Raw genomic sequence first — 18,006 nt, forward strand, 5'->3', positions numbered from 1 at the left:
ATACGGCCACGGTAGTCCGGCACCAGGGTTTCGAGCATCACGTCCGGCGACAGCTTGCGGATTTCGCGGATGCAGTCGGCAAAGTGCTGGGCACCGCCGTCACGCAGGTCGTCGCGGTCGACCGAGGGCAAGGTGGAAATGATCGTCAGCGGGTGGACGAAACTTTCGTACAGCACGCCGAGAATGATGTAGACCGCCACCAGCGCCGCCAGGATCAGCCACGGCTGGCTGGCCAGCGAACTCTGGAACGCCTGGGCCGCGCCCTGGAAGTTGCCGAGGATGCTGGCCGGCATGCCGATCTCGTTCTTGGCCTGGTTGAGCATGATCACCGCATCCCCCAGCGCCACGCCGGGCGCCAGGTTGAACGACAGGTTGGCGGCCGGGAACATGCCGTCATGGCTGATGGACAACGGGCCCACGGTGGGCGGGTCGACCTTGGCCAAGGCTGACAACGGCACCATCTCACTGGTCAGCGGCGAGCGCAGGTAGAAATAATTGAGGCTTTCGGCTTTACCGCGTTGCTGGCTGTCGAGTTCCAGCACCACTTGGTACTGGTTGATCTCGGTCTGGAACTCGTTGATCTGGCGCTGGCCGAACGCGTCATACAACGCCTGGTCGACATCGGTGGCGGTCAGGCCGAAACGCGCGGCGGCCTGACGGTCGATGCTGATGTGGGTAATGCTGCCGCCCAGTTGCAGGTCGTTGGACAGGTCGCGAAACGCCGGGTTGGCGCGCAGTTTTTCGGTGAGGCGCTGGGTCCAGGTATTCAGTGTCGGGCCGTCGTTGCTCTTGAGCACGTACTGGTACTGGGCGCGGCTGGGGCCGGAACTGAGGTTGATGTCCTGGCCGGCGCGCAGGTACAGCACGATGCCCGGCACCTTCGCCAGTTTCGGGCGGATGCGGTCGATGAACTGGCTGGCGGACACATCGCGATCGCCGCGGTCTTTCAAGGCGATCCAGAAGCGGCCGTTGGCGATGGTCTGGTTGCTGCCGGTGACGCCCACCGAATGGGAAAAATCCGCCACCGCCGGGTCATTTTTGACGATCTCGGCCAGGGCCTTGTGCTTGGCGACCATGTCCGGGTACGACACATCGGCCGCTGCTTCGCTGGTGCCGAGCACGAAGCCGGTGTCCTGCACCGGGAAGAAACCCTTGGGGATGAACACGTAGCCGAGCACCGCCAGCGCCAGCGTGACCACGAAGATCGCCAGCATGCTGCGTTGATGGGCCAGGGCGCGGCGCAGGTTGCGTGCATAAGCGGCCAGCAGACGCTCGCTGAAACTAGGCTTGGCGTTGGCAGGATGGCTCGGGGCACGCATGAACAGTGCCGCCAGGGTCGGCGCCAGGGTCAGCGAGACCACCACCGAAATCAGGATGGTCGAGGTCGCGGTCAGCGCGAACTCCTTGAACAAACGCCCGACCACGCCGCCCATGAACAGCAGCGGAATGAACGCCGCCACCAGCGAAAAGCTGATGGACACCACGGTAAAGCCAATCTCGCCGGCGCCTTTGATCGCCGCTTCGCGTTTGCCCAGTCCGGCTTCGAGATGGCGGTGAATGTTCTCCACCACCACGATCGCATCGTCCACCACAAAACCCACGGAGATGACGATCGCCACCAGGGTCAGGTTGTTCAGGCTGAAGCCCATCAGGTACATCAAGGCGAAACTGGCGATCAGCGACACGCCGAGCACACTCGACACAATCAACGTCGCCGACAACTGGCGCAGGAACAGCGCCATCACCGCCACCACCAGCAACACGGCGATCAGCAGGGTCACTTCCACTTCATGCAGGGAGGCGCGGATGGTCTTGGTGCGGTCGCTCAACACACTGACCTGCACCGACGCCGGCAACATGGCCTGCAGGCGCGGCAGTTCCGCTTGAATGCGGTCGACGGTTTCGACGATGTTCGCGCCGGGCTGGCGCGAGATCACCAGGTTGACCCCCGGCGTATCGCCGGACCACGCCTGTACGTAGGCGTTTTCCGAACCGTTGATGACTTTGGCGATGTCGCGCAGTTGAACTGGCGCGCCATTCTTGTAGGACACGATCAGTTGGGCGTAGTCCTCAGGCTGAAACAACTGGTCGTTGGTCGACAGGGTCGACACGCTGTTCTCCCCGTAGATCGCGCCTTTGGCCAGGTTCAGGCTCGACTGCTGGATCGCCAGGCGGATGTCGGCCAGGGTCAGGCCAATGGCCGCGAGTTTGTCGGGCGAAGCCTGCACGCGAATCGCCGGGCGTTGCTGGCCGGTGATGTTGATCTGGCCGACGCCGTCGATCTGGCTGATTTGCCGTGCCAGCAGGGTTTCCACGTAATCGCTCAGCTCGGTGCTGGGCATGCTGGCGGAACTGACGCTGAGGATCAGCACGGGGCTGTCCGCCGGGTTGACCTTTTTCCAGGTCGGCAGGTTCGGCATATCGCTGGGCAGCTTGCCGGAGGCGGTGTTGATCGCGGCCTGGACCTCCTGGGCGGCGGTGTCGATGCTCTTGTTCAGGGTGAATTGCAGGGTCAAGAGGCTGGAGCCCAAGGCGCTGCTGGAGGTCATCTGGGTCATGCCGGGGATGGCGCTGAATTGCACCTCCAGGGGCGTGGCCACCGACGAAGCCATGGTGTCCGGGCTGGCGCCGGGCAGTTGCGCGCTGACCTGGATCGTCGGAAATTCCGCTTCCGGCAGCGGGGCGATGGCCAGTTGCGGGAAGGCAATCAGCCCGAGCAACACCAGGGCGAAAGTCAGCAGCAGCGTTGCGACCGGGTGGTCGACGCACCAGGCCGACGGCGAGCGGCTGGCGTTCATGGTTGCACCTTGGCGTCGACGGTCTGGATCACTTGCGGTGGCTCTTTGAGCACCTCGACCTGAGCGCCGGCCTTGAGCCGCGACTGGCCGTCGCTGACCAGCACATCACCGGCCTGTACGCCCTTGATGAGCGTCACATCGCTGTTCTGGTAGGTGACCTGCACCGGTACCACCTCCACCTTGTCGCCGTTGACCCGGTACACAAAGTGCGCGTCCAGCCCGCGTTGCACCACGGTCGGCGGCACCACCAGGGCGTTCTTGTCGAGGCCGGTCTGGATCTTGATGCTCACCAGTTGCCCCGGCCACAGGCGCTGCGTGGCGTTGTTGAACTCGGCCTTGGCGCGCAGGGTACCGGTGGTGGAACTGATCTGGTTGTCGATCAGGCTCAAGTGGCCTTCGCCGAGCAGGTCGCCGGTCTGGCCGTCGGTGTCTGCGCCCAGGTAGGCGTCGACGCTGGCTGGGACGGGGGCCGCGATCAGGCCTTGCAAGGTGGGCAGCATCTGTTGCGGCAGGGAAAATTCGACGGCAATCGGGTCGATCTGCGTGACCGAGAACAGGCCCTGGGTATCGCTCGTGCGCAGGAAGTTGCCTTCATCCACCGTGCGAATCCCCACGCGGCCGCTGACGGGTGAGCGAATCTGAGTGTAGGAAAGCTGCACCTTTTCCGCATCAATCGCGGCCTGATTGCCCTGGGTGGTGGCCTTGAGCTGGTTGACCAGGGCTTGCTGCTGGTCATAGGTCTGCTTGGACACGCCGTCGTCGACACTCAATGCCTTGTAGCGCTGGAGGTTGATCAGCGCCACTTGCAGTTGCGCCTGGTTTTCTCCCAGCAGGGCCTTGGCCTGGTCGAGGCTGGCGCGGATCGAGCGGTCATCGATGGTCGCCAACAGATCCCCGGCCTTGACCCGCTGGCCTTCCTTGACCAGCAATTGGGTGAGGATGCCGTCGACCTGCGGGCGGATCACCACGCTGTGCAACGACAGCACCGTGCCAATGCCGCTGACGAAACGCGGGATGTCCTGTTGCGCCACGCTCACCACCCGTACCGGGATCGCCGTCGGCGCCGCCAGCCTGGTTTTGGCCGGTCGCGTCAGCGCCCAGGCTGCAATCGCCAGCACCAGCAGGACACCCACGATCAGGGCAGTTTTTCGTTTAATTTGCATGGGGGTGAGGCGCCAGGGCAAAGGAACGGAAGAGTGAGGTGTCTTTATAGCCCGTCAACCCGGTCAGCAAGGTGACTGCTAACTGACAGCGCTGTCAGTAAACGCCGACCATTCGTACAGGCAGTGGTTAAAGATCCGAAGGGCGCAGGTATACTGCGCGCCAGTGTGGGCCGCAAGCTGGCCCCGCATCATTTTTTGCATGCTCCGGAGCTTCCATGACTTCCCCGACACAACCCCCTGTTGAAGCGGCCGACCTCGTCGATCCGGCCAGCGCCGAAGGCGTTGAAAAAACCGAGGTCCCGGCGTTTAAGTTTCCGTTCAAACCGGGTGAACTGGCCGGGGCCAAGAATGCCGCCCAGCCTTGGTACAAGAATGGCGCGAAGAACGGGCACACCAAGTCCCCAGGCATGGCGCCGCCGGGCACCCGTCGTTCGATGGGTAAACGCTGAGAGTAATACGTCGCACGCTGTGTCGACTACGTCCTACAACGTCCGCTGATATTTCTGATTGTAGAGCCACGACTGTTTCTTGAAAGCTTGCACAGCCTGCGCTGCGCCCCGGCTTTTTCCGCCGGGGTGGGATGGCTGAGGCTGGACTTTTCGGAAAAGGACGTTTCCTGTGGCTCTGATACACATGTGTGCAGTGCTCGCGTTATTGCTGTCGGTTGATAGCGTTGCCGCCAGTGATCCGCCACGGCGTGAAATTCGCTTTGCCGTTGCTGCGCAATTCTCCCCGTTCCAGAGCCGCAACCCGCAAGGGCAACTGGTCGGCCTGAACATCGACCTGGGTAACGCGCTATGCGTGCAGTTGAATGTGCGCTGTACCTGGGTCGATCAGGTGCTGGTGGAAAATTTCCCCGCCCTCGAAGCCCGGCAATTCGACGCAATCATGGGCATGGCGCCCACGTCGATACGTCGGCGCTGGGTGAACTTCACCGATGAACTCTATCCGTTCACCACGCGCTTGGTCGCCCGCAGAACATCAGGCCTGATGCCGACCGTGCGCTCGCTCAAGGGCAAGCGTGTCGGGGTGTTGCTGGGCAGTAATCGCGAAGCCTTCGCCCATGCGCAGTGGGCGCCCAAGGGCGTTATCGTCAAGAGCTTCTGGCTCAATGACGAACTGATTCGCAGCCTGGTGGCGGGGGATATCGATGCGACCCTGCAAGGTACCGTGGAAATTCGCGAGGCACTGCTCGATACCGTCGATGGCCAGGACTTCGACTTCCTCGGCCCCGCGATTTCGGCCGAGCTATTGGGCAGCGGCGTGGCAATCGCGGTGCGCAAACCCGATACCGCCCTGCGCAATGCACTCAACCGCGCCCTTGAACAGCTGGTGCAGAACGGCGAATACCAGCGGATCATTCAGCCCTACCGCCTGGATACAGTCCCCGTTGCGCCAAAAGACTAGGCTGTGCGCAGCGGAATAAACGCATAGTTGGCCGGCACCTCGGTGGCAAGCTGTGCCCCCGCATCCAGCAACTGCTCGGCGATGTCCATCCCGGACACATGAAACACCCACTCATTCGCCACGCAAGGCTGGCTCGCCGCCAGCTCGATCGCCTGGGCAAAGGCATCCATCTGCGGCAGGTACGCAGTAAAACCATCGCCCTTGAGCGCTGTGGTGCGAATCCCCAGCAGGGTGCACACCGCTTCTTTGGTCTGTACATCGTCGCGGTCGGCCTGGCGTGAGCGGCGGATCAATTCAGCCAGTTCTTCATCCATCAGTTCGCCACCGGCAATCAACACCGGGCCCTGTTCCCACGACTCCGGCGGGCATTCCTTGGCGGCAGGGTTGAACGGGATGTGCGGGTTGATCTCCATCGGATAGATGCGGCAGACCAACGGCCGGCGGTCATAGATGCGGCACAGGTTGTCTTCGTCAAGATTCCGGCAGCGTCCGGGGTTGTAGGCGGCAAAGGTGATGGCCACGAATGCCTGGGTCTTACCGCTGGGTACCAGCACCGAACGGCGTTCGGCATGCTCGCGTTGTTGCAGCGGCAGGCCGAGGCCGTTGCCGAGAAAACCTTCCACCAGAACGATCACGCTGCCGCCGTCAGCCGCCCATTGGCGGGCTTCTTCGAGGGTCAGGGGCACATGGTGGTCGGTGCAGCATTTGCCACAACCGACGCAGGAAAAATGAGTGTTCATGGCAGATCTGTCACCAGGCTAGGTCAGAGGGCACGCTCGAACGGTGACGGGTTTTCGCCTCTTTTCAGCGTTCAAGGGCACTGAAAGCAAGTTGTGCGCCAGTGCCCGTCAGTCCTCGGTGACCGCATCGCGCAGCACAAACGTCATGCCGGCGCTTTCATAGAGCTGCCGGGCACGTTGGTTGCTTTCCAGGACCTTGAGGTCCACACAGGGCTCGCCGCGCTGTTTGAACACCTGGAAGGCGTGCAGCAACAAGGCGCGCCCCAGCCCCTGGCCCTGGGCGCAGGGATGGACGGCGAGGTTCTTGATGAAGGCGCTGGTCCAGCACTGGGCCACGCCGAGGATGCCTTCGGCATTGCTCGCCACCAGGCACAACGTGGGGTCGAACTCGGCATCGGTCACGAACTGCTGCCGCCAGGTTTGCAGGTTGGCGACGCGGCCGCCGCCTTGTGCCTGGGTCATGCACAACACTGCATGAATCGCCGGGGCCCACTCGTCGCGGAAGTGATCCAGCTGTGTACCGGCCGGCCACTGCGGCGCGGGCAGGTCACGGGTGAGGTCGCGGCGTAGCAGTTGGAAATACTCGGTCACCGGTTACAGGCCTTTTTGCGCCACGGTCTGGGCGGCCACCACCAGGCATTTGGTCAGCTCGGGTGAGGAGAATTTGGTCAGCACGGCGTCGGCCCCGGCCACACGCGCTTTTTCGCTGTTCATCGCGCTGTCCAGGGAGGTGTGCAACAGCACGTAGAGGTCCTGGAAATCGGGGGTTTCGCGCAGGGTGCGGGTGAGGGCGTAACCGTCCATTTCGGACATTTCGATGTCCGACACCACCACGTTGATTTGCCCGGCGGTGCCCTGCAACTCCAGCAATACGTCGATGGCTTCCTTGGCGCTGCGCGCGGTGTGGCAGGTCAGGCCCAGGTTGCGCAGGGTGTGTACCGACTGTTGCAAGGCGACCTGGCTGTCATCCACCACCAGGATGCGCGCATTGCCCAGGACTTCGGCCTCTTCCATGGTCAAGTCGGTCGGCGCCATTTCAATCGGCACCGGCGCGATGGCGTGGATGACTTTTTCGATATCCAGCACCTGCACCAGGCCGCCTTCTACCTGGGTGACCCCGGTGATGAACGAGCGGTTACCGCCGGCGCCGAAGGGCGGCGGGCGGATATCGGTGGTCAGGCAATGCACGATCTTGCTCACCGCCTGCACATGCAGGCCCTGTTTGGAGCGGCTGACGTCGGTGACGATCAGGCAACCGCCGTCCGGGTCCACCAACGGCATTTCGCCGAGGGCGCGACTCAGGTCGATCACCGACAGCGAGGTGCCGCGCAGCATGGCGATGCCTTTGACGTGGGGATGAGACTCCGGCAGCTTGGTCAGCGGCGGGCAGGGGATGATTTCGCTGACTTTCAGCAGGTTAATGGCCATCAACTTGCCGCTGCGCAAGGTAAAGAGCAGAAGCGAGAGTGAGTCTGCGCGGGCTTTAGAAGTGGACATAAAAACCTTCTGTGGATCAGGGGGAATCATCTATGGAAGGTTATCGACTTCATCGGCCCAGGCTTTAGGGGCATGCGCCGATGAAGTCGGCTTATCTCAGCCCTTCCACACCTGTGGGTTGATCAGGTCCTGCGGGCGTTGGCCGAGCAGGGCGCTGCGCAGGTTGTCCAGGGCGCGGTTGGCCATGGCTGCGCGGGTTTCATGGGTCGCCGAGCCGATGTGCGGCAGGGTCACCGCATTGCTCAGTTGGAACAGCGGCGACTCGGCCAGCGGCTCCTGTTCATACACGTCCAGCCCCGCCCCGCGAATACGCTGGGTTTGCAGGGCTTCGATCAGCGCCGGTTCGTCGACCACCGGGCCGCGGGAAATATTGATCAGGATCGCGCTGGATTTCATCATCCCCAGCTCGCGATGGCTGATCAGGTGCCGGGTCTTTTCGCTCAACGGCACCACCAGGCAGACGAAATCCGCTTCAGCCAGTAACTGCTCCAGGCTGCGCATCTGCGCGCCCAGTTCCTGTTCCAGTGCGGTCTTGCGGCTGTTACCGCTGTACAGAATCGGCATGTTGAAGCCCAGGCGCCCGCGACGGGCGACGGCGGCGCCGATATTGCCCATGCCGACGATGCCCAATGTCTTGCCGTGTACGTCGCCGCCGAACAACGACGCGCCGACGCTGGCTTTCCACTGGCCGGCCTTGGTCCATGCGTCCAGCTCGGCGACCCGGCGTGCGCTGCTCATCAGCAGGGCGAAGGCCAGGTCGGCGGTGCTTTCGGTGAGGACGTCGGGGGTGTTGGTGAGCATGATCCCGCGTTCGTTGAGGTACGCCACGTCATAGTTGTCGTAGCCCACCGACACGCTGGACACCACTTCCAGTTGGCTCGCGCCTTCGAGCTGCGCGCGGCCCAGCTTGCGACCCACGCCGATCAGGCCGTGGGCGTGGGGCAGGGCTTCGTTGAACTGTGCGTTGATATCGCCCAGCTTGGGGTTGGGCGCGATCACCTCGAAATCCTGTTGCAGGCGTTCGATCATTTCCGGGGTGACGCGGCTGAAGGCGAGGACAGTCTTTTTCATTGCAGGCGGGCTCATCGACTACGGGAGAATGCCAAGCAAGCTAACATTTATCCCGTTAACGCAACACCACTGCAGGAGCGAGTTTGCTCGCGAAAAACGCAAAGACACCACGTAGGATCGTTCCTATGCGTGGGAACGCATACGGTGACGCTCTGCGTCCCGGCTTCACGAGCGAGAAGCAGAGCGTCCGGGCCGCACTCCCCCGCTGAGCGTGGGAACGATCAATAAACGGATCACCGACCATGCCAGTAGTAAGGTAATGGCCCGCCCGAGCACGCCACATCGCAGTTGTAGCTCAAGGTTGCACCCACGGGGTGGCCAGTTGGAAAGTGATTAGGTAGCGCTCTTCGTCGGGGTTTCGGTAGTCATGGAAGCGACGAACGCCCACCATCAGCTGATACTGATCACCTGCTTGCCAATAGAACGTCCCGCCACCGTCAGAATCTCTCAGTTTGGCACGCCACTCAGGCGTATCGGCCAGCTCCGGGTTGCTCGCTTCATGAATGAGCACCCAGCCACCCTTGCGCCATTGCCCCTGTAGGTCCATTACAACCTTGAGTGTGTCATCCAGAAGCAACGGTTCTACTTGAGGGGACATCGTAATGTTCTCGACCCGCTCGCGATTGAATGCCACCGTGAAAAAACGTGCCATTGGCGTCACGAAACCATATTGAGGATCGATGAAGCGAAGGCGTGCATCGGTACGCGTTTGCCTCCCCCAAAATGTTCCGGGGATGGCGGGATCGATTTCTGCACTGGAACGCTGGCGCATGTCCTCCCATGGCTCGCCAAGCATCACTGCGATTTCAGGTTCGTCGGCGTAGAGGCTGATCGCTGACCACGCCAGTAATAAGATGATGACCAGCCCGAGCACGCCACGTCGCCGGTTTGTGCTCAAGCTCATGGTTGCACCCACGGGGTGGCCAGTTGGAAAGTGATTAGGTAGCGCTCTTCGTCGGGGTTTCGGTAGTCATGGAAGCGACGAACGCCCACCATCAGCTGATACTGATCACCTGCTTGCCAATAGAACGTCCCGCCACCGTCAGAATCTCTCAGTTTGGCACGCCACTCAGGCGTATCGGCCAGCTCCGGGTTGTAATTGACCCGGATGGGAATCCATCCGCCTTTGCGCCATTGCCCCTGTAGGTCCATTACAACCTTGAGTGTGTCATCCAGCAGCAAAGGTTCTACTTGAGGGGACATCGTAATGTTCTCGACCCGCTCGCGATTGAATGCCACCGTGAAAAAACGTGCCATTGGCGTCACAAAACCATATTGAGGATCGATGAAGCGAAGGCGTGCATCGGTACGCGTTTGCCTCCCCCAAAATGTTCCGGGGATGGCGGGATCGATTTCTGCACTGGAACGCTGGCGCATGTCCTCCCATGGCTCGCCAAGCATCACTGCGATTTCAGGTTCGTCGGCGTAGAGGCTGATCGCTGACCACGCCAGTAATAAGATGATGACCAGCCCGAGCACGCCACGTCGCCGGTTTGTGCTCAAACTCATGGTTGCACCCAAGGTTTTGCCAAGGCCAACTTGATAAGATAGCGCTCTTCTGTGGGGTGTCGATCATCCTTGAATCGATTGACTACCAGCATGACCTGATATTGATCAGTTGCTTGCCAGTAAGATGTTCCACCGCCCATCACGTCTCGTAGCTGATCACGCCACTGCAGAGTATCGGCGAAAGGCGGATCGCTCTTTTCATGAATGGGTATCCAGCCACCCTTGCGCCACTGCTCCTGTAAGTCCAATACGACCTTGAGCGTGTCATCGAGCAGTAAGGGTTCGATTTGCGGGGACATTCGTACACCTGTGACGCGTTCTTCGCCGAAACTTATGCTGAAAAATCTAGCCAATGGCGTCACGAATCCGTATTGAGGATCCATAAAACGAAGGCGGGCATCAGTCCTTGTTTGTCTCCCCCAGTAGTGCCCCGCAATCGCCGGGTCGATATCCGCGCTGGAGCGTCGACGCATCTCTTCCCAAGGTTCGTCCAGTAGCAGCCTGATTTCGGGATCGTCTGCGTTTAGGCGGGCCGCCGTCCATGCCAGTAATAAGGTAATGACCAGCCCGAGCACGCCACGTCGCCAGCCTAATGTCGCCAGTCGGCTCATTGCAGGTTCCTACCCAAGGCGATGTCGTCGATAGACTGTTCGATACGAATGCGTTCGGGACTCTGCAATAGCTCATTGAACCGGGCTGCAGCTTTGAGCACGAAGATCATGCGTTGTTGAATATCGGACAGGTCGGCGAAAGGGGAGTTGCTGAAGCTGATGCTACGCCCGTCAAGGGTTGGGCTGCACTGGCTGGTCAGCGTCAGTTCGATTGCCTGCGCGACGCCGGAAGGTATGCCTGTAACGTAGGATAGATGGTTGGCTCGCAGCAGATTGACCAGTTTTGTGTCGCTGTAGAGGGTTGGTTGGAGGATATTACGCTGTTCGTGCCAAGCCAGATAAACAACGCTTTCAGCGATATCGCCAAACTCGATGGCTAGAAACGCTTGCAAGATTTCCTTGCGGTTTTCCCCAAACTTCAATGTTTCGTGCCCAACCGGCCACAGCACTGAATGGCCGCTCCCATGAATGTTCTGGCGTAGCCGTAGGCACGCCTCCAATTCTGCCAACCCCCGCTCCCTAAAAAACAAATGCAGTGCATACACATCTAAAAACAGCGTGGTATTGCCCATCGCCATCATTTCGTACACATGCTGGTAAAGCTGCTGTACCGCAGAAAACGGTTCCTGCTCTTGTCGCCAGTCGATACCGGGCACCGGGTTGTTGCGCCGGGCCTGTTCATAGTCGCGTTGGCGCTGTTCGTACTCGCCCAGCTTGGTGCGCCGTTCACGCTCTTCAGTGCTGAACAGCCCCCAGAAACCTTTTCTTGCATCTCTCTTCAGTTGCTCTTGTGCCTCATGTTCAGCCTGAATGCCTTCAATTGATTGCGCCGCATGCAGCAATCCACAGCCCACCTGCTTGGAGGCGAACGCCGCGAGGCCCGCCCACTGAAAGCGTGGGTCCGCACGCCACAGTTGGGCGTAGGCTGAGTTGATGGCGCGGTTACGCGCCTTCGGATCTGCGATCAGTACACCGTTGGGTGCCACGATAGCTTCGGCTCTGTCCTGGTACTGACGCCAAAGGTTTTCGCAGGTTGGCGCAGGCGTTTTGTTGGCGCTTGTTGAGAGCGGCGTCTGCGGGGATTTGGCAGCAGAAGGCGACGCACTTTTAGTGGGTTCTGGTGCTACTGCTGCACGGCTTCGAGGCTGCGCGGCGGGCGGTGCCACGTCAATAATCTGTGAGCTAATGGTCTGATGGGCAATCAGCCGAGGCGGCGGGTCGCACTTGCAGCGACAGATATCGCCGTCCAAGGCCGTGTTGACACCGTTTATTGTATCTACCAGCCGTGGCCCTTCGCAGACGATAACGCCGACTGTTTTGCAGGCAGGGCAATAGACCTGATCGCCTTCGCACGCTTGAGCCTGGTCGATAATGCTGCTGAGATCGCTACCGCTGCGCACGATACCGCCAGCTGTGGTTCTGTCCCCTACCGTGATGTGAAAGCGCTCCATCCCAGATATATCCCTTTGTAATCCTCAGGAAGGGCCACGGTAGGGAGGGTGGGATGAAGCGAAAAGTCAGACGCTTCCTGGTCTGGCGTAGGTGAGCTCCGTAATGATCGTTCTCTGCGTGGGAGCGGTCAGTTTCAGTTCGCCAACCGCACGCCGCCCAGGCTGCCGCTCAACTCATACGCGACCAATTCAGCCTGATGCGCCGCGAGAATTTCCGGCAGCGAGCCGCGCAGGTATTCCACCCAGGTCTTGATCTTCGCATCCAGGTACTGACGCGACGGGTAAATGGCGTACAGGTTCAGTTCCTGGGAGCGGTAGTTGGGCATCACCCGTACCAGCGTGCCGTTGCGCAGGCCTTCGATGGCGGCGTACACCGGCAACAGGCCGACGCCCATGCCGCTGGTGATGGCGGTTTTCATCGCATCGGCCGAGTTCACCAGGAACGGTGATGTGTTGATCGCGACACTTTCCTGGCCGTCGGGGCCGTTGAAGCTCCATTTGTCCAGCAGGACCACCGGGCTGACCAGGCGCAGGCAGGCGTGGTTAAGCAGATCGTGGGGCCGTTGCGCGCAGCCTTTGGCCTTGACGTAGTCCGGCGACGCGCAGGCGATGCTGTAGGTGATGCCCAGGCGCTGGGACACGAAGCCCGAGTCCGGCAGTTCGCTGGCCAGCACGATGGACACGTCGTAGCCCTCATCGAGCAAGTCCGGCACGCGGTTGGCCAGGGTCAGGTCGAAGGTCACGTCCGGGTGAGTGCGGCGGTAGCGCGCAATGGCGTCGATGACGAAATGCTGGCCGATACCGGTCATGGTATGCACTTTCAACTGGCCGGAGGGGCGTGCGTGGGCGTCACTGGCTTCGGCCTCGGCTTCCTCGACATAGGCCAGGATTTGCTCGCAGCGCAATAAATAGCGTTTACCTGCTTCGGTGAGCGCAATGCGACGGGTGGTACGGTTGAGCAAGCGGGTTTGCAGATGGGCCTCAAGGTTGGAGACCGCGCGCGAAATGTTGGCGGTGGTAGTGTCCAGTTGTGCGGCCGCGGCGGTGAAGCTGCCGGCCTCGGCCACACAACTGAAAGCGCGCATGTTTTGCAAAGTGTCCATGGGGTGTTCTCAAGGGAGATGACAAATTGTGACAGAAAGTTACGTAGACCAGTGATCCCTACGAAGGGATTATCGCCTTAACGGTAATAAAGATTCACAGGAATACCAGCTTATCGCCATTCCCCTTGCGTCCTAGAATTGTGTCACCTACCCCGCATCACCCACCTCAGGAATTCGCAGCAGTGCCGCGTCGCATCAGCAGAGAGCTGAAGACTCTCAGTGTTTGGGCCTTATCGTTAGCAATCAGCGGCTGCATCGGAACCGGAGGAATTGCCCCCCAAGACCAGGCCCTCAACGCCAATACCCTGGCTACCGACGAGGCGATTCAGAGCGCCGCCCGGGACGCCCACTGGCCCACCGCACAATGGTGGCAGGCCTACGGTGACGCCCAACTCAACCGTTGGGTCGAACTCGCCACCCATGACAGCCCGAGCATGGCCATGGCCGCCGCACGTGTGCGTGAAGCGCGGGCCATGGCCGGGATTGTCGAGTCGGCCGAGTCGTTGCAGATCAACAGCGACACCACCCTCAAACGCCACAACTGGCCGAACGATCAGTTCTACGGCCCGGGTGCATTGAGCGGTTCCAACACCTGGGACAACAATACCTCCCTGGGTTTCAGCTACGCCCTCGACCTGTGGGGCCGCGAAAGTAACGCCAGCGAGCGTGCCGTCGACCTGGCGCACATGAGCGCGGCCGAAGCACGCCAGGCCCAGCTCGAACTGCAGAACAACGTGGTGCGCGCCTATATCCAGTTGTCGTTGCATTACGCCAACCGCGATATCGTCGAGGCCACGCTGGCCCAGCAACAGCAGATTCTCGATTTGGCGAATACACGCCTGAACGCGGGCATCGGTACGCATTTCGATGTAAGCCAGGCCGAAACCCCGTTGCCCGAGACCCATCGCCAGCTCGATGCCCTGGACGAAGAGATCGCCCTGAGCCGTAACCAGTTGGCGGCATTGGCGGGCAAAGGCCCGGGCGAGGGCGCGCACCTGCAACGTCCGACCCTATCCCTCGGCGCGCCGCTTAAATTGCCGTCCAGCTTGCCCGCGCAATTGCTCGGTCAGCGCCCGGACGTGGTCGCCAGCCGTTGGCAGGTGGCAGCGCAGGCGCGTGGCATCGATGTCGTGCACGCCGGCTTCTACCCCAACGTCGATCTGGTCGGCAGCCTCGGCTACGTGGCCACCGGCGGCGGCATGCTGGGGTTTCTGGCCGGCAAGAAATTCAACTACAGCGTCGGCCCGGCCATTACCCTGCCGATCTTCGACGGCGGCCGCCTGCGTTCGGAGCTGGGTGAAGCCAGCGCCGGCTATGACGTCGCCGTGGCGCATTACAACCAGACCCTGGTCAACGCACTCAAGGGCATCAGCGACCAGTTGATCCGTCGCGAATCCATGGACAAGCAACGGGGCTTCGCCGCGGAATCGGTGGCCTCGGCGCAGAAAACCTACGATATTGCGATGATCGCCTACCAGCGCGGCCTCACGGACTACCTCAATGTGCTGAACGCCCAGACCCTGCTGTTCCGCCAGCAGCAGGTCGAGCAACAGGTGCAGGCCGCGCGTCTGACGGCCCATGCCGACCTGGTGACCGCCCTGGGCGGCGGGCTTGGCGCCGGCAACGATGTTCCGCAAGATACCAAGACTGTCCCGAGCAAGACCCCGGCGGCGCTCGCCGTGTTCGATCACTGAGTAGGATTTAATGACTCCCTTGCCTGCACCGCTGCGCTGGCTGCATTCCCTTGAGTGGCGCCGTGGCTTTTTCGACTGGGCACGCAGTGACGGCGTGACCTGGGTGTACATCTTCAAGGTGCTGATCGCCGCGTTCGCCACGCTGTGGCTGGCCATGCGCCTGGAACTGCCGCAACCGCGCACCGCGATGATCACCGTGTTTATCGTGATGCAACCGCAGAGCGGCCAGGTGTTCGTCAAGAGCTTTTATCGCTTCCTCGGCACCTTGGCGGGGTCGGCGGCGATGGTGTTTCTGATCGCCTTGTTTGCGCAGAACACCGAGCTGTTCCTCGGCTCGCTGGCGATCTGGGTGGGGCTCTGCACCGCCGGCGCCACGCGCAACCGCAACTTTCGCGCGTATGGGTTTGTGCTCGCCGGTTACACCGCCGCGATGGTCGGCCTGCCGTCCCTGGCCCACCCGGACGGAGCGTTTATGGCGGCTGTGTGGCGCGTGCTGGAAATTTCCCTGGGGATTCTCGTCTCCACGCTGGTCAGCGCGGCGATCCTGCCGCAGACCTCCAGTGCGGCGATGCGCAACGCGCTGTACCAGCGGTTTGGCGTGTTCGCAATGTTCGTCACCGATGGCCTGCGTGGGCGCAGCCAGCGCGAGAACTTCGAAAGCACCAACGTGCGCTTTATCGCCGAAGCCGTGGGCCTGGAAGGCCTGCGCAGCCTCACCGTGTTCGAAGACCCGCACATGCGTCGGCGCAACGGCCGGCTCAGTCGCCTCAACAGCGAGTTCATGAGCATCACCACGCGCTTCAACGCCTTGCACCAGTTGCTCGAACGCCTGCGTGCCGATGCCGCAGACCACGTCGTCGCTGAAATCAAACCGGGCTTGCAGGACTTGGCCGAAGTGCTCGATGGGTTCTCCGGCCGCGCCCTCACCAGCCCCGACGCGGCGCGGTTGGTCACCCAGTTGAGCGTCTACAAGGACGGCTTGCCCGCCAAGGTCCGCAGCCTGCGAGCGACCTTCCAGCAGGGCAACCCGAGCGAAGCCGAGCAGCTGGACTTTCATACCGCCTACGAATTGCTGCGTATCGATTTCGAAGAACCCTTCGCCACCGACGCCCTGGCCCTCAGTGCGCAGGTCGATGAGTTGCTCGAAGGCATCAAGGTGCTGGTGTTGTCCGACTACGGCAAAGGCGCCCTGAAGAACCACCAGATGCTGATTCAGGCCGCCAAGGCTCGCAACATCCCGGTGCTGGCCGATCCCAAGGGCAAGGACTTCTCGATCTATCGCGGTGCCAGCCTGATCACGCCGAACCTCAGCGAGTTCGAGGCCATCGTCGGCGGTTGCGCCGATGAGCACGAACTGGTGAGCAAGGGTGCAGCGCTGATGGCCGAACTGGACCTGGGCGCCTTGCTGGTGACCCGCGGTGAGCACGGCATGACCTTGCTGCGCCCGGCGCGTTTTTGTCGATGCCAGAGTTGCCACAGCAACCAGCCGAGCAGCGGCAGCAGCAACAGCCACCAGGGACGGAACCAGTGCGGCCACAGGTCGATCATCGACGCCTCCGCAAACGCAGGCGTTTGAGGCGCTGACGCCATTCAGGGTGTTGTTGCAGAAAATGCCCCTTGCTCGACAGTTTGTCGAACAGCCGTTGCAGGGCGTTGTTCGGCCAGCGCTCCTGCACCACCAGCAACAGGCTGAGAATCAGCGCCAATGCCAGGGGGCCGCTGTACAGTGCCTGCGCCGGGCGTGCCTGGGTGGGTTGCTGTTCGACGGGTTCGAGTTGGTCGAGGGTTTCCTTGACCGCTTGCAGCTCTGCGCCATCGCGGGCGCGGAAGTAGCGGCCACCGGTAGTCTCGGCGATAGCCTTGAGCGCCGGCTCGTCGAGATCCAGGCTCGGGTTGACGCCCAGGATGCCGAGGGAGCCGGTTTGTTCAGGATCAGCGCCGATACCGATCGGGTAGATCTTCACGCCTTCTTCAGCGGCCAGGCGCGCAGCGGTCAGTGGGTCGATCCGGCCTCCGTTGTTGGCGCCGTCCGTCACCAGGATCAGTACACGGCTTTGGGCCGGGCGCTGGCGCAGGCGTTTCAAGGCCAGGCCGATGGCGTCTCCGATGGCGGTGTTCTTGCCGGCGATGCCGATGCGCGCTTCATCGAGCCAGGTGCGTACCGTGCGGCGGTCGAAGGTCAGCGGCGCTTGCAGGTACGCTTGGCTGCCGAACAGGATCAGGCCGACACGATCGCCTTCGCGCCCTTCAAGAAAGTCGCCGAGCAGGTGCTTGACCAAGGTCAGGCGGCTGACATCTTCGTCCTCCCAGTGCATGTCGGGAAAGTCCATGGAGCCGGACACGTCCACCGCCACCAGCAAATCGCGGCCACTGGCGGCAATCGGCAGCGGCTCACCGAGCCATTCCGGGCGGGCGGCGGCGGTCAACAGCAGCAGCCACAGCACGACGAAAGGCGCCTGTTGCCGCCAGCCGGGCAGGTTCGAGCGGGCGCGGCGGCCCGCCAGGCCTTCGAGGTCGCTGAGGTAGCTGACTTTCAGCGCTGGCTCACCGCTGTCGGCTGCCGGCAGCAACAGGCGCATCAGCCAGGGGAGTGGCAACAGGGCGAAGATCCACGGCCAGGCGAACTCAAACATGTTTGCGAATCCAGGTGTCGACCGCCTGGGTCAGGCCGGCGATGGCTTTGTCGTCGAGTTTGCATTCGGGTTTATAGGCGCCTTCCACCAGCACCATCCAGCGCGTGAGGCCGGCGGCGGGGCAGCGGTTATCGAGAAACGCCAGCCATTTGCGGCCATTGAGGGTGTGGCTCTGGCTGTAGGGGTAGTCGTTGCGGCATAAGCGCTTGAGCAAGCCATTGAGTTGCTGCAACCAGGCGCCGGCCGGCGCGCCGTCGTAGGGTTTGGGCATCAGGGCCAGTTCGGCCAGGGCGGCGATGCGCAGCGGGTCCAGCGGTTGTTGCTGCCGG

The 18,006-nt window shown here is 61.8% G+C and carries 15 protein-coding genes and 4 pseudogenes; 5 read left to right on the top strand and 14 right to left on the bottom strand.

The window, feature by feature from the left end; all coding sequences use genetic code 11:
• The 3 genes and pseudogenes from L9Z73_RS11055 to L9Z73_RS11065 form a co-directional block, all read right to left on the bottom strand.
• Positions 1–131: pseudogene (locus tag L9Z73_RS11055) on the bottom strand (lipoyl synthase); the annotation flags it as partial.
• Positions 123–2,798, bottom strand: a pseudogene (locus L9Z73_RS11060) (efflux RND transporter permease subunit); the annotation flags it as partial. The pseudogenes L9Z73_RS11060 and L9Z73_RS11055, both read right to left, overlap by 9 nt.
• The gene (locus tag L9Z73_RS11065) at positions 2,795–3,961 is read right to left on the bottom strand and encodes an efflux RND transporter periplasmic adaptor subunit (protein WP_247400081.1); all 1,167 of its coding nucleotides are present in this window, start codon (positions 3,959–3,961) and stop codon (positions 2,795–2,797) included. The gene L9Z73_RS11065 and the pseudogene L9Z73_RS11060, both read right to left, overlap by 4 nt.
• A gap of 215 nt (positions 3,962–4,176) precedes the next feature.
• Between L9Z73_RS11065 and L9Z73_RS11070 the strand changes: the two genes are divergently transcribed.
• On the top strand, positions 4,177–4,410 hold the full coding sequence (locus tag L9Z73_RS11070) for a hypothetical protein (protein ID WP_247400083.1): 234 nt from the start codon (positions 4,177–4,179) through the stop codon (positions 4,408–4,410).
• Positions 4,411–4,579: 169 nt separating this feature from the next.
• A complete protein-coding gene (locus L9Z73_RS11075) occupies positions 4,580–5,368 on the top strand; it encodes a transporter substrate-binding domain-containing protein (RefSeq protein ID WP_247400085.1) in 789 nt (262 codons plus the stop codon).
• Here the strand turns inward: L9Z73_RS11075 and L9Z73_RS11080 are convergent.
• The 9 genes from L9Z73_RS11080 to L9Z73_RS11120 form a co-directional block, all read right to left on the bottom strand.
• Positions 5,365–6,108, bottom strand: a complete 744-nt coding sequence (locus L9Z73_RS11080; protein WP_247400087.1) for a YkgJ family cysteine cluster protein — start codon at positions 6,106–6,108, stop codon at positions 5,365–5,367. The two genes, L9Z73_RS11075 and L9Z73_RS11080, sit on opposite strands and share 4 nt — an antisense overlap.
• Before the next feature lie 108 nt (positions 6,109–6,216).
• Positions 6,217–6,699 carry a GNAT family N-acetyltransferase gene (locus L9Z73_RS11085; protein WP_247400089.1) on the bottom strand — a complete coding sequence of 161 codons (483 nt, stop codon included), beginning with the start codon at positions 6,697–6,699 and terminating at the stop codon, positions 6,217–6,219.
• A gap of 3 nt (positions 6,700–6,702) precedes the next feature.
• Positions 6,703–7,605 (bottom strand): chemotaxis protein CheV, encoded by a 903-nt coding sequence (locus L9Z73_RS11090; RefSeq protein WP_247400090.1) that lies wholly within the window; start codon positions 7,603–7,605, stop codon positions 6,703–6,705.
• A gap of 96 nt (positions 7,606–7,701) precedes the next feature.
• Positions 7,702–8,676 (bottom strand): 2-hydroxyacid dehydrogenase, encoded by a 975-nt coding sequence (locus L9Z73_RS11095; protein WP_247400092.1) that lies wholly within the window; start codon positions 8,674–8,676, stop codon positions 7,702–7,704.
• Positions 8,677–8,971: 295 nt separating this feature from the next.
• Positions 8,972–9,580: a hypothetical protein gene (locus tag L9Z73_RS11100; protein ID WP_247400094.1), complete on the bottom strand. Its 609-nt coding sequence runs from the start codon at positions 9,578–9,580 to the stop codon at positions 8,972–8,974.
• A complete protein-coding gene (locus tag L9Z73_RS11105) occupies positions 9,577–10,185 on the bottom strand; it encodes a hypothetical protein (RefSeq protein ID WP_247400096.1) in 609 nt (202 codons plus the stop codon). Before L9Z73_RS11105 ends, L9Z73_RS11100 begins: the two co-directional genes overlap by 4 nt.
• Positions 10,182–10,796, bottom strand: coding sequence for a hypothetical protein (locus tag L9Z73_RS11110; protein WP_247400098.1), 615 nt, complete (start codon positions 10,794–10,796; stop codon positions 10,182–10,184). Before L9Z73_RS11110 ends, L9Z73_RS11105 begins: the two co-directional genes overlap by 4 nt.
• Entirely contained in the window at positions 10,793–12,247 is a 1,455-nt protein-coding gene (locus L9Z73_RS11115) for a PAAR domain-containing protein (RefSeq protein ID WP_247400100.1), read from the bottom strand. Before L9Z73_RS11115 ends, L9Z73_RS11110 begins: the two co-directional genes overlap by 4 nt.
• Positions 12,248–12,381: 134 nt before the next feature.
• Positions 12,382–13,350 (bottom strand): LysR family transcriptional regulator, encoded by a 969-nt coding sequence (locus tag L9Z73_RS11120; RefSeq protein ID WP_247400102.1) that lies wholly within the window; start codon positions 13,348–13,350, stop codon positions 12,382–12,384.
• Between the two features lie 182 nt (positions 13,351–13,532).
• Here L9Z73_RS11120 and L9Z73_RS11125 point away from each other — a divergent pair, with 182 nt between their 5' ends.
• The 3 genes and pseudogenes from L9Z73_RS11125 to L9Z73_RS11135 all read left to right on the top strand — a co-directional run.
• Positions 13,533–15,044 (top strand): efflux transporter outer membrane subunit, encoded by a 1,512-nt coding sequence (locus tag L9Z73_RS11125; RefSeq protein ID WP_247400104.1) that lies wholly within the window; start codon positions 13,533–13,535, stop codon positions 15,042–15,044.
• 10 nt (positions 15,045–15,054) lie between these two features.
• Positions 15,055–16,119: pseudogene (locus tag L9Z73_RS11130) on the top strand (FUSC family protein); the annotation flags it as partial.
• Positions 16,111–16,488: pseudogene (locus L9Z73_RS11135) on the top strand (PfkB family carbohydrate kinase); the annotation flags it as partial. The pseudogenes L9Z73_RS11130 and L9Z73_RS11135, both read left to right, overlap by 9 nt.
• 100 nt (positions 16,489–16,588) lie before the next feature.
• Here the strand turns inward: L9Z73_RS11135 and L9Z73_RS11140 are convergent.
• Complete coding sequence (locus tag L9Z73_RS11140) at positions 16,589–17,677, bottom strand: vWA domain-containing protein (protein ID WP_247400106.1); 1,089 nt, start codon at positions 17,675–17,677, stop codon at positions 16,589–16,591.
• The coding region (locus L9Z73_RS11145) for a DUF4381 domain-containing protein (protein WP_247400107.1) at positions 17,670–18,006 on the bottom strand (337 nt) is incomplete at its 5' end. The genes L9Z73_RS11140 and L9Z73_RS11145, both read right to left, overlap by 8 nt.

This window comes from Pseudomonas emilianonis, assembly GCF_023072625.1.
Classification (GTDB): Bacteria; Pseudomonadota; Gammaproteobacteria; order Pseudomonadales; family Pseudomonadaceae; genus Aquipseudomonas; species Aquipseudomonas paraveronii.

Excerpts from the sequence above, each read along its gene's own strand:
- L9Z73_RS11110 (WP_247400098.1), bottom strand. The coding sequence starts at position 10,796 with ATGAGCCGACTGGCGACATTAGGCTGGCGACGTGGCGTGCTCGGGCTG.
- L9Z73_RS11115 (WP_247400100.1), bottom strand. The coding sequence starts at position 12,247 with ATGGAGCGCTTTCACATCACGGTAGGGGACAGAACCACAGCTGGCGGT.
- L9Z73_RS11100 (WP_247400094.1), bottom strand. The coding sequence starts at position 9,580 with ATGAGCTTGAGCACAAACCGGCGACGTGGCGTGCTCGGGCTGGTCATC.
- L9Z73_RS11095 (WP_247400092.1), bottom strand. The coding sequence starts at position 8,676 with ATGAAAAAGACTGTCCTCGCCTTCAGCCGCGTCACCCCGGAAATGATC.
- L9Z73_RS11090 (WP_247400090.1), bottom strand. The coding sequence starts at position 7,605 with ATGTCCACTTCTAAAGCCCGCGCAGACTCACTCTCGCTTCTGCTCTTT.
- L9Z73_RS11080 (WP_247400087.1), bottom strand. The coding sequence starts at position 6,108 with ATGAACACTCATTTTTCCTGCGTCGGTTGTGGCAAATGCTGCACCGAC.
- L9Z73_RS11140 (WP_247400106.1), bottom strand. The coding sequence starts at position 17,677 with ATGTTTGAGTTCGCCTGGCCGTGGATCTTCGCCCTGTTGCCACTCCCC.
- L9Z73_RS11065 (WP_247400081.1), bottom strand. The coding sequence starts at position 3,961 with ATGCAAATTAAACGAAAAACTGCCCTGATCGTGGGTGTCCTGCTGGTG.
- L9Z73_RS11070 (WP_247400083.1), top strand. The coding sequence starts at position 4,177 with ATGACTTCCCCGACACAACCCCCTGTTGAAGCGGCCGACCTCGTCGAT.
- L9Z73_RS11120 (WP_247400102.1), bottom strand. The coding sequence starts at position 13,350 with ATGGACACTTTGCAAAACATGCGCGCTTTCAGTTGTGTGGCCGAGGCC.
- L9Z73_RS11105 (WP_247400096.1), bottom strand. The coding sequence starts at position 10,185 with ATGAGTTTGAGCACAAACCGGCGACGTGGCGTGCTCGGGCTGGTCATC.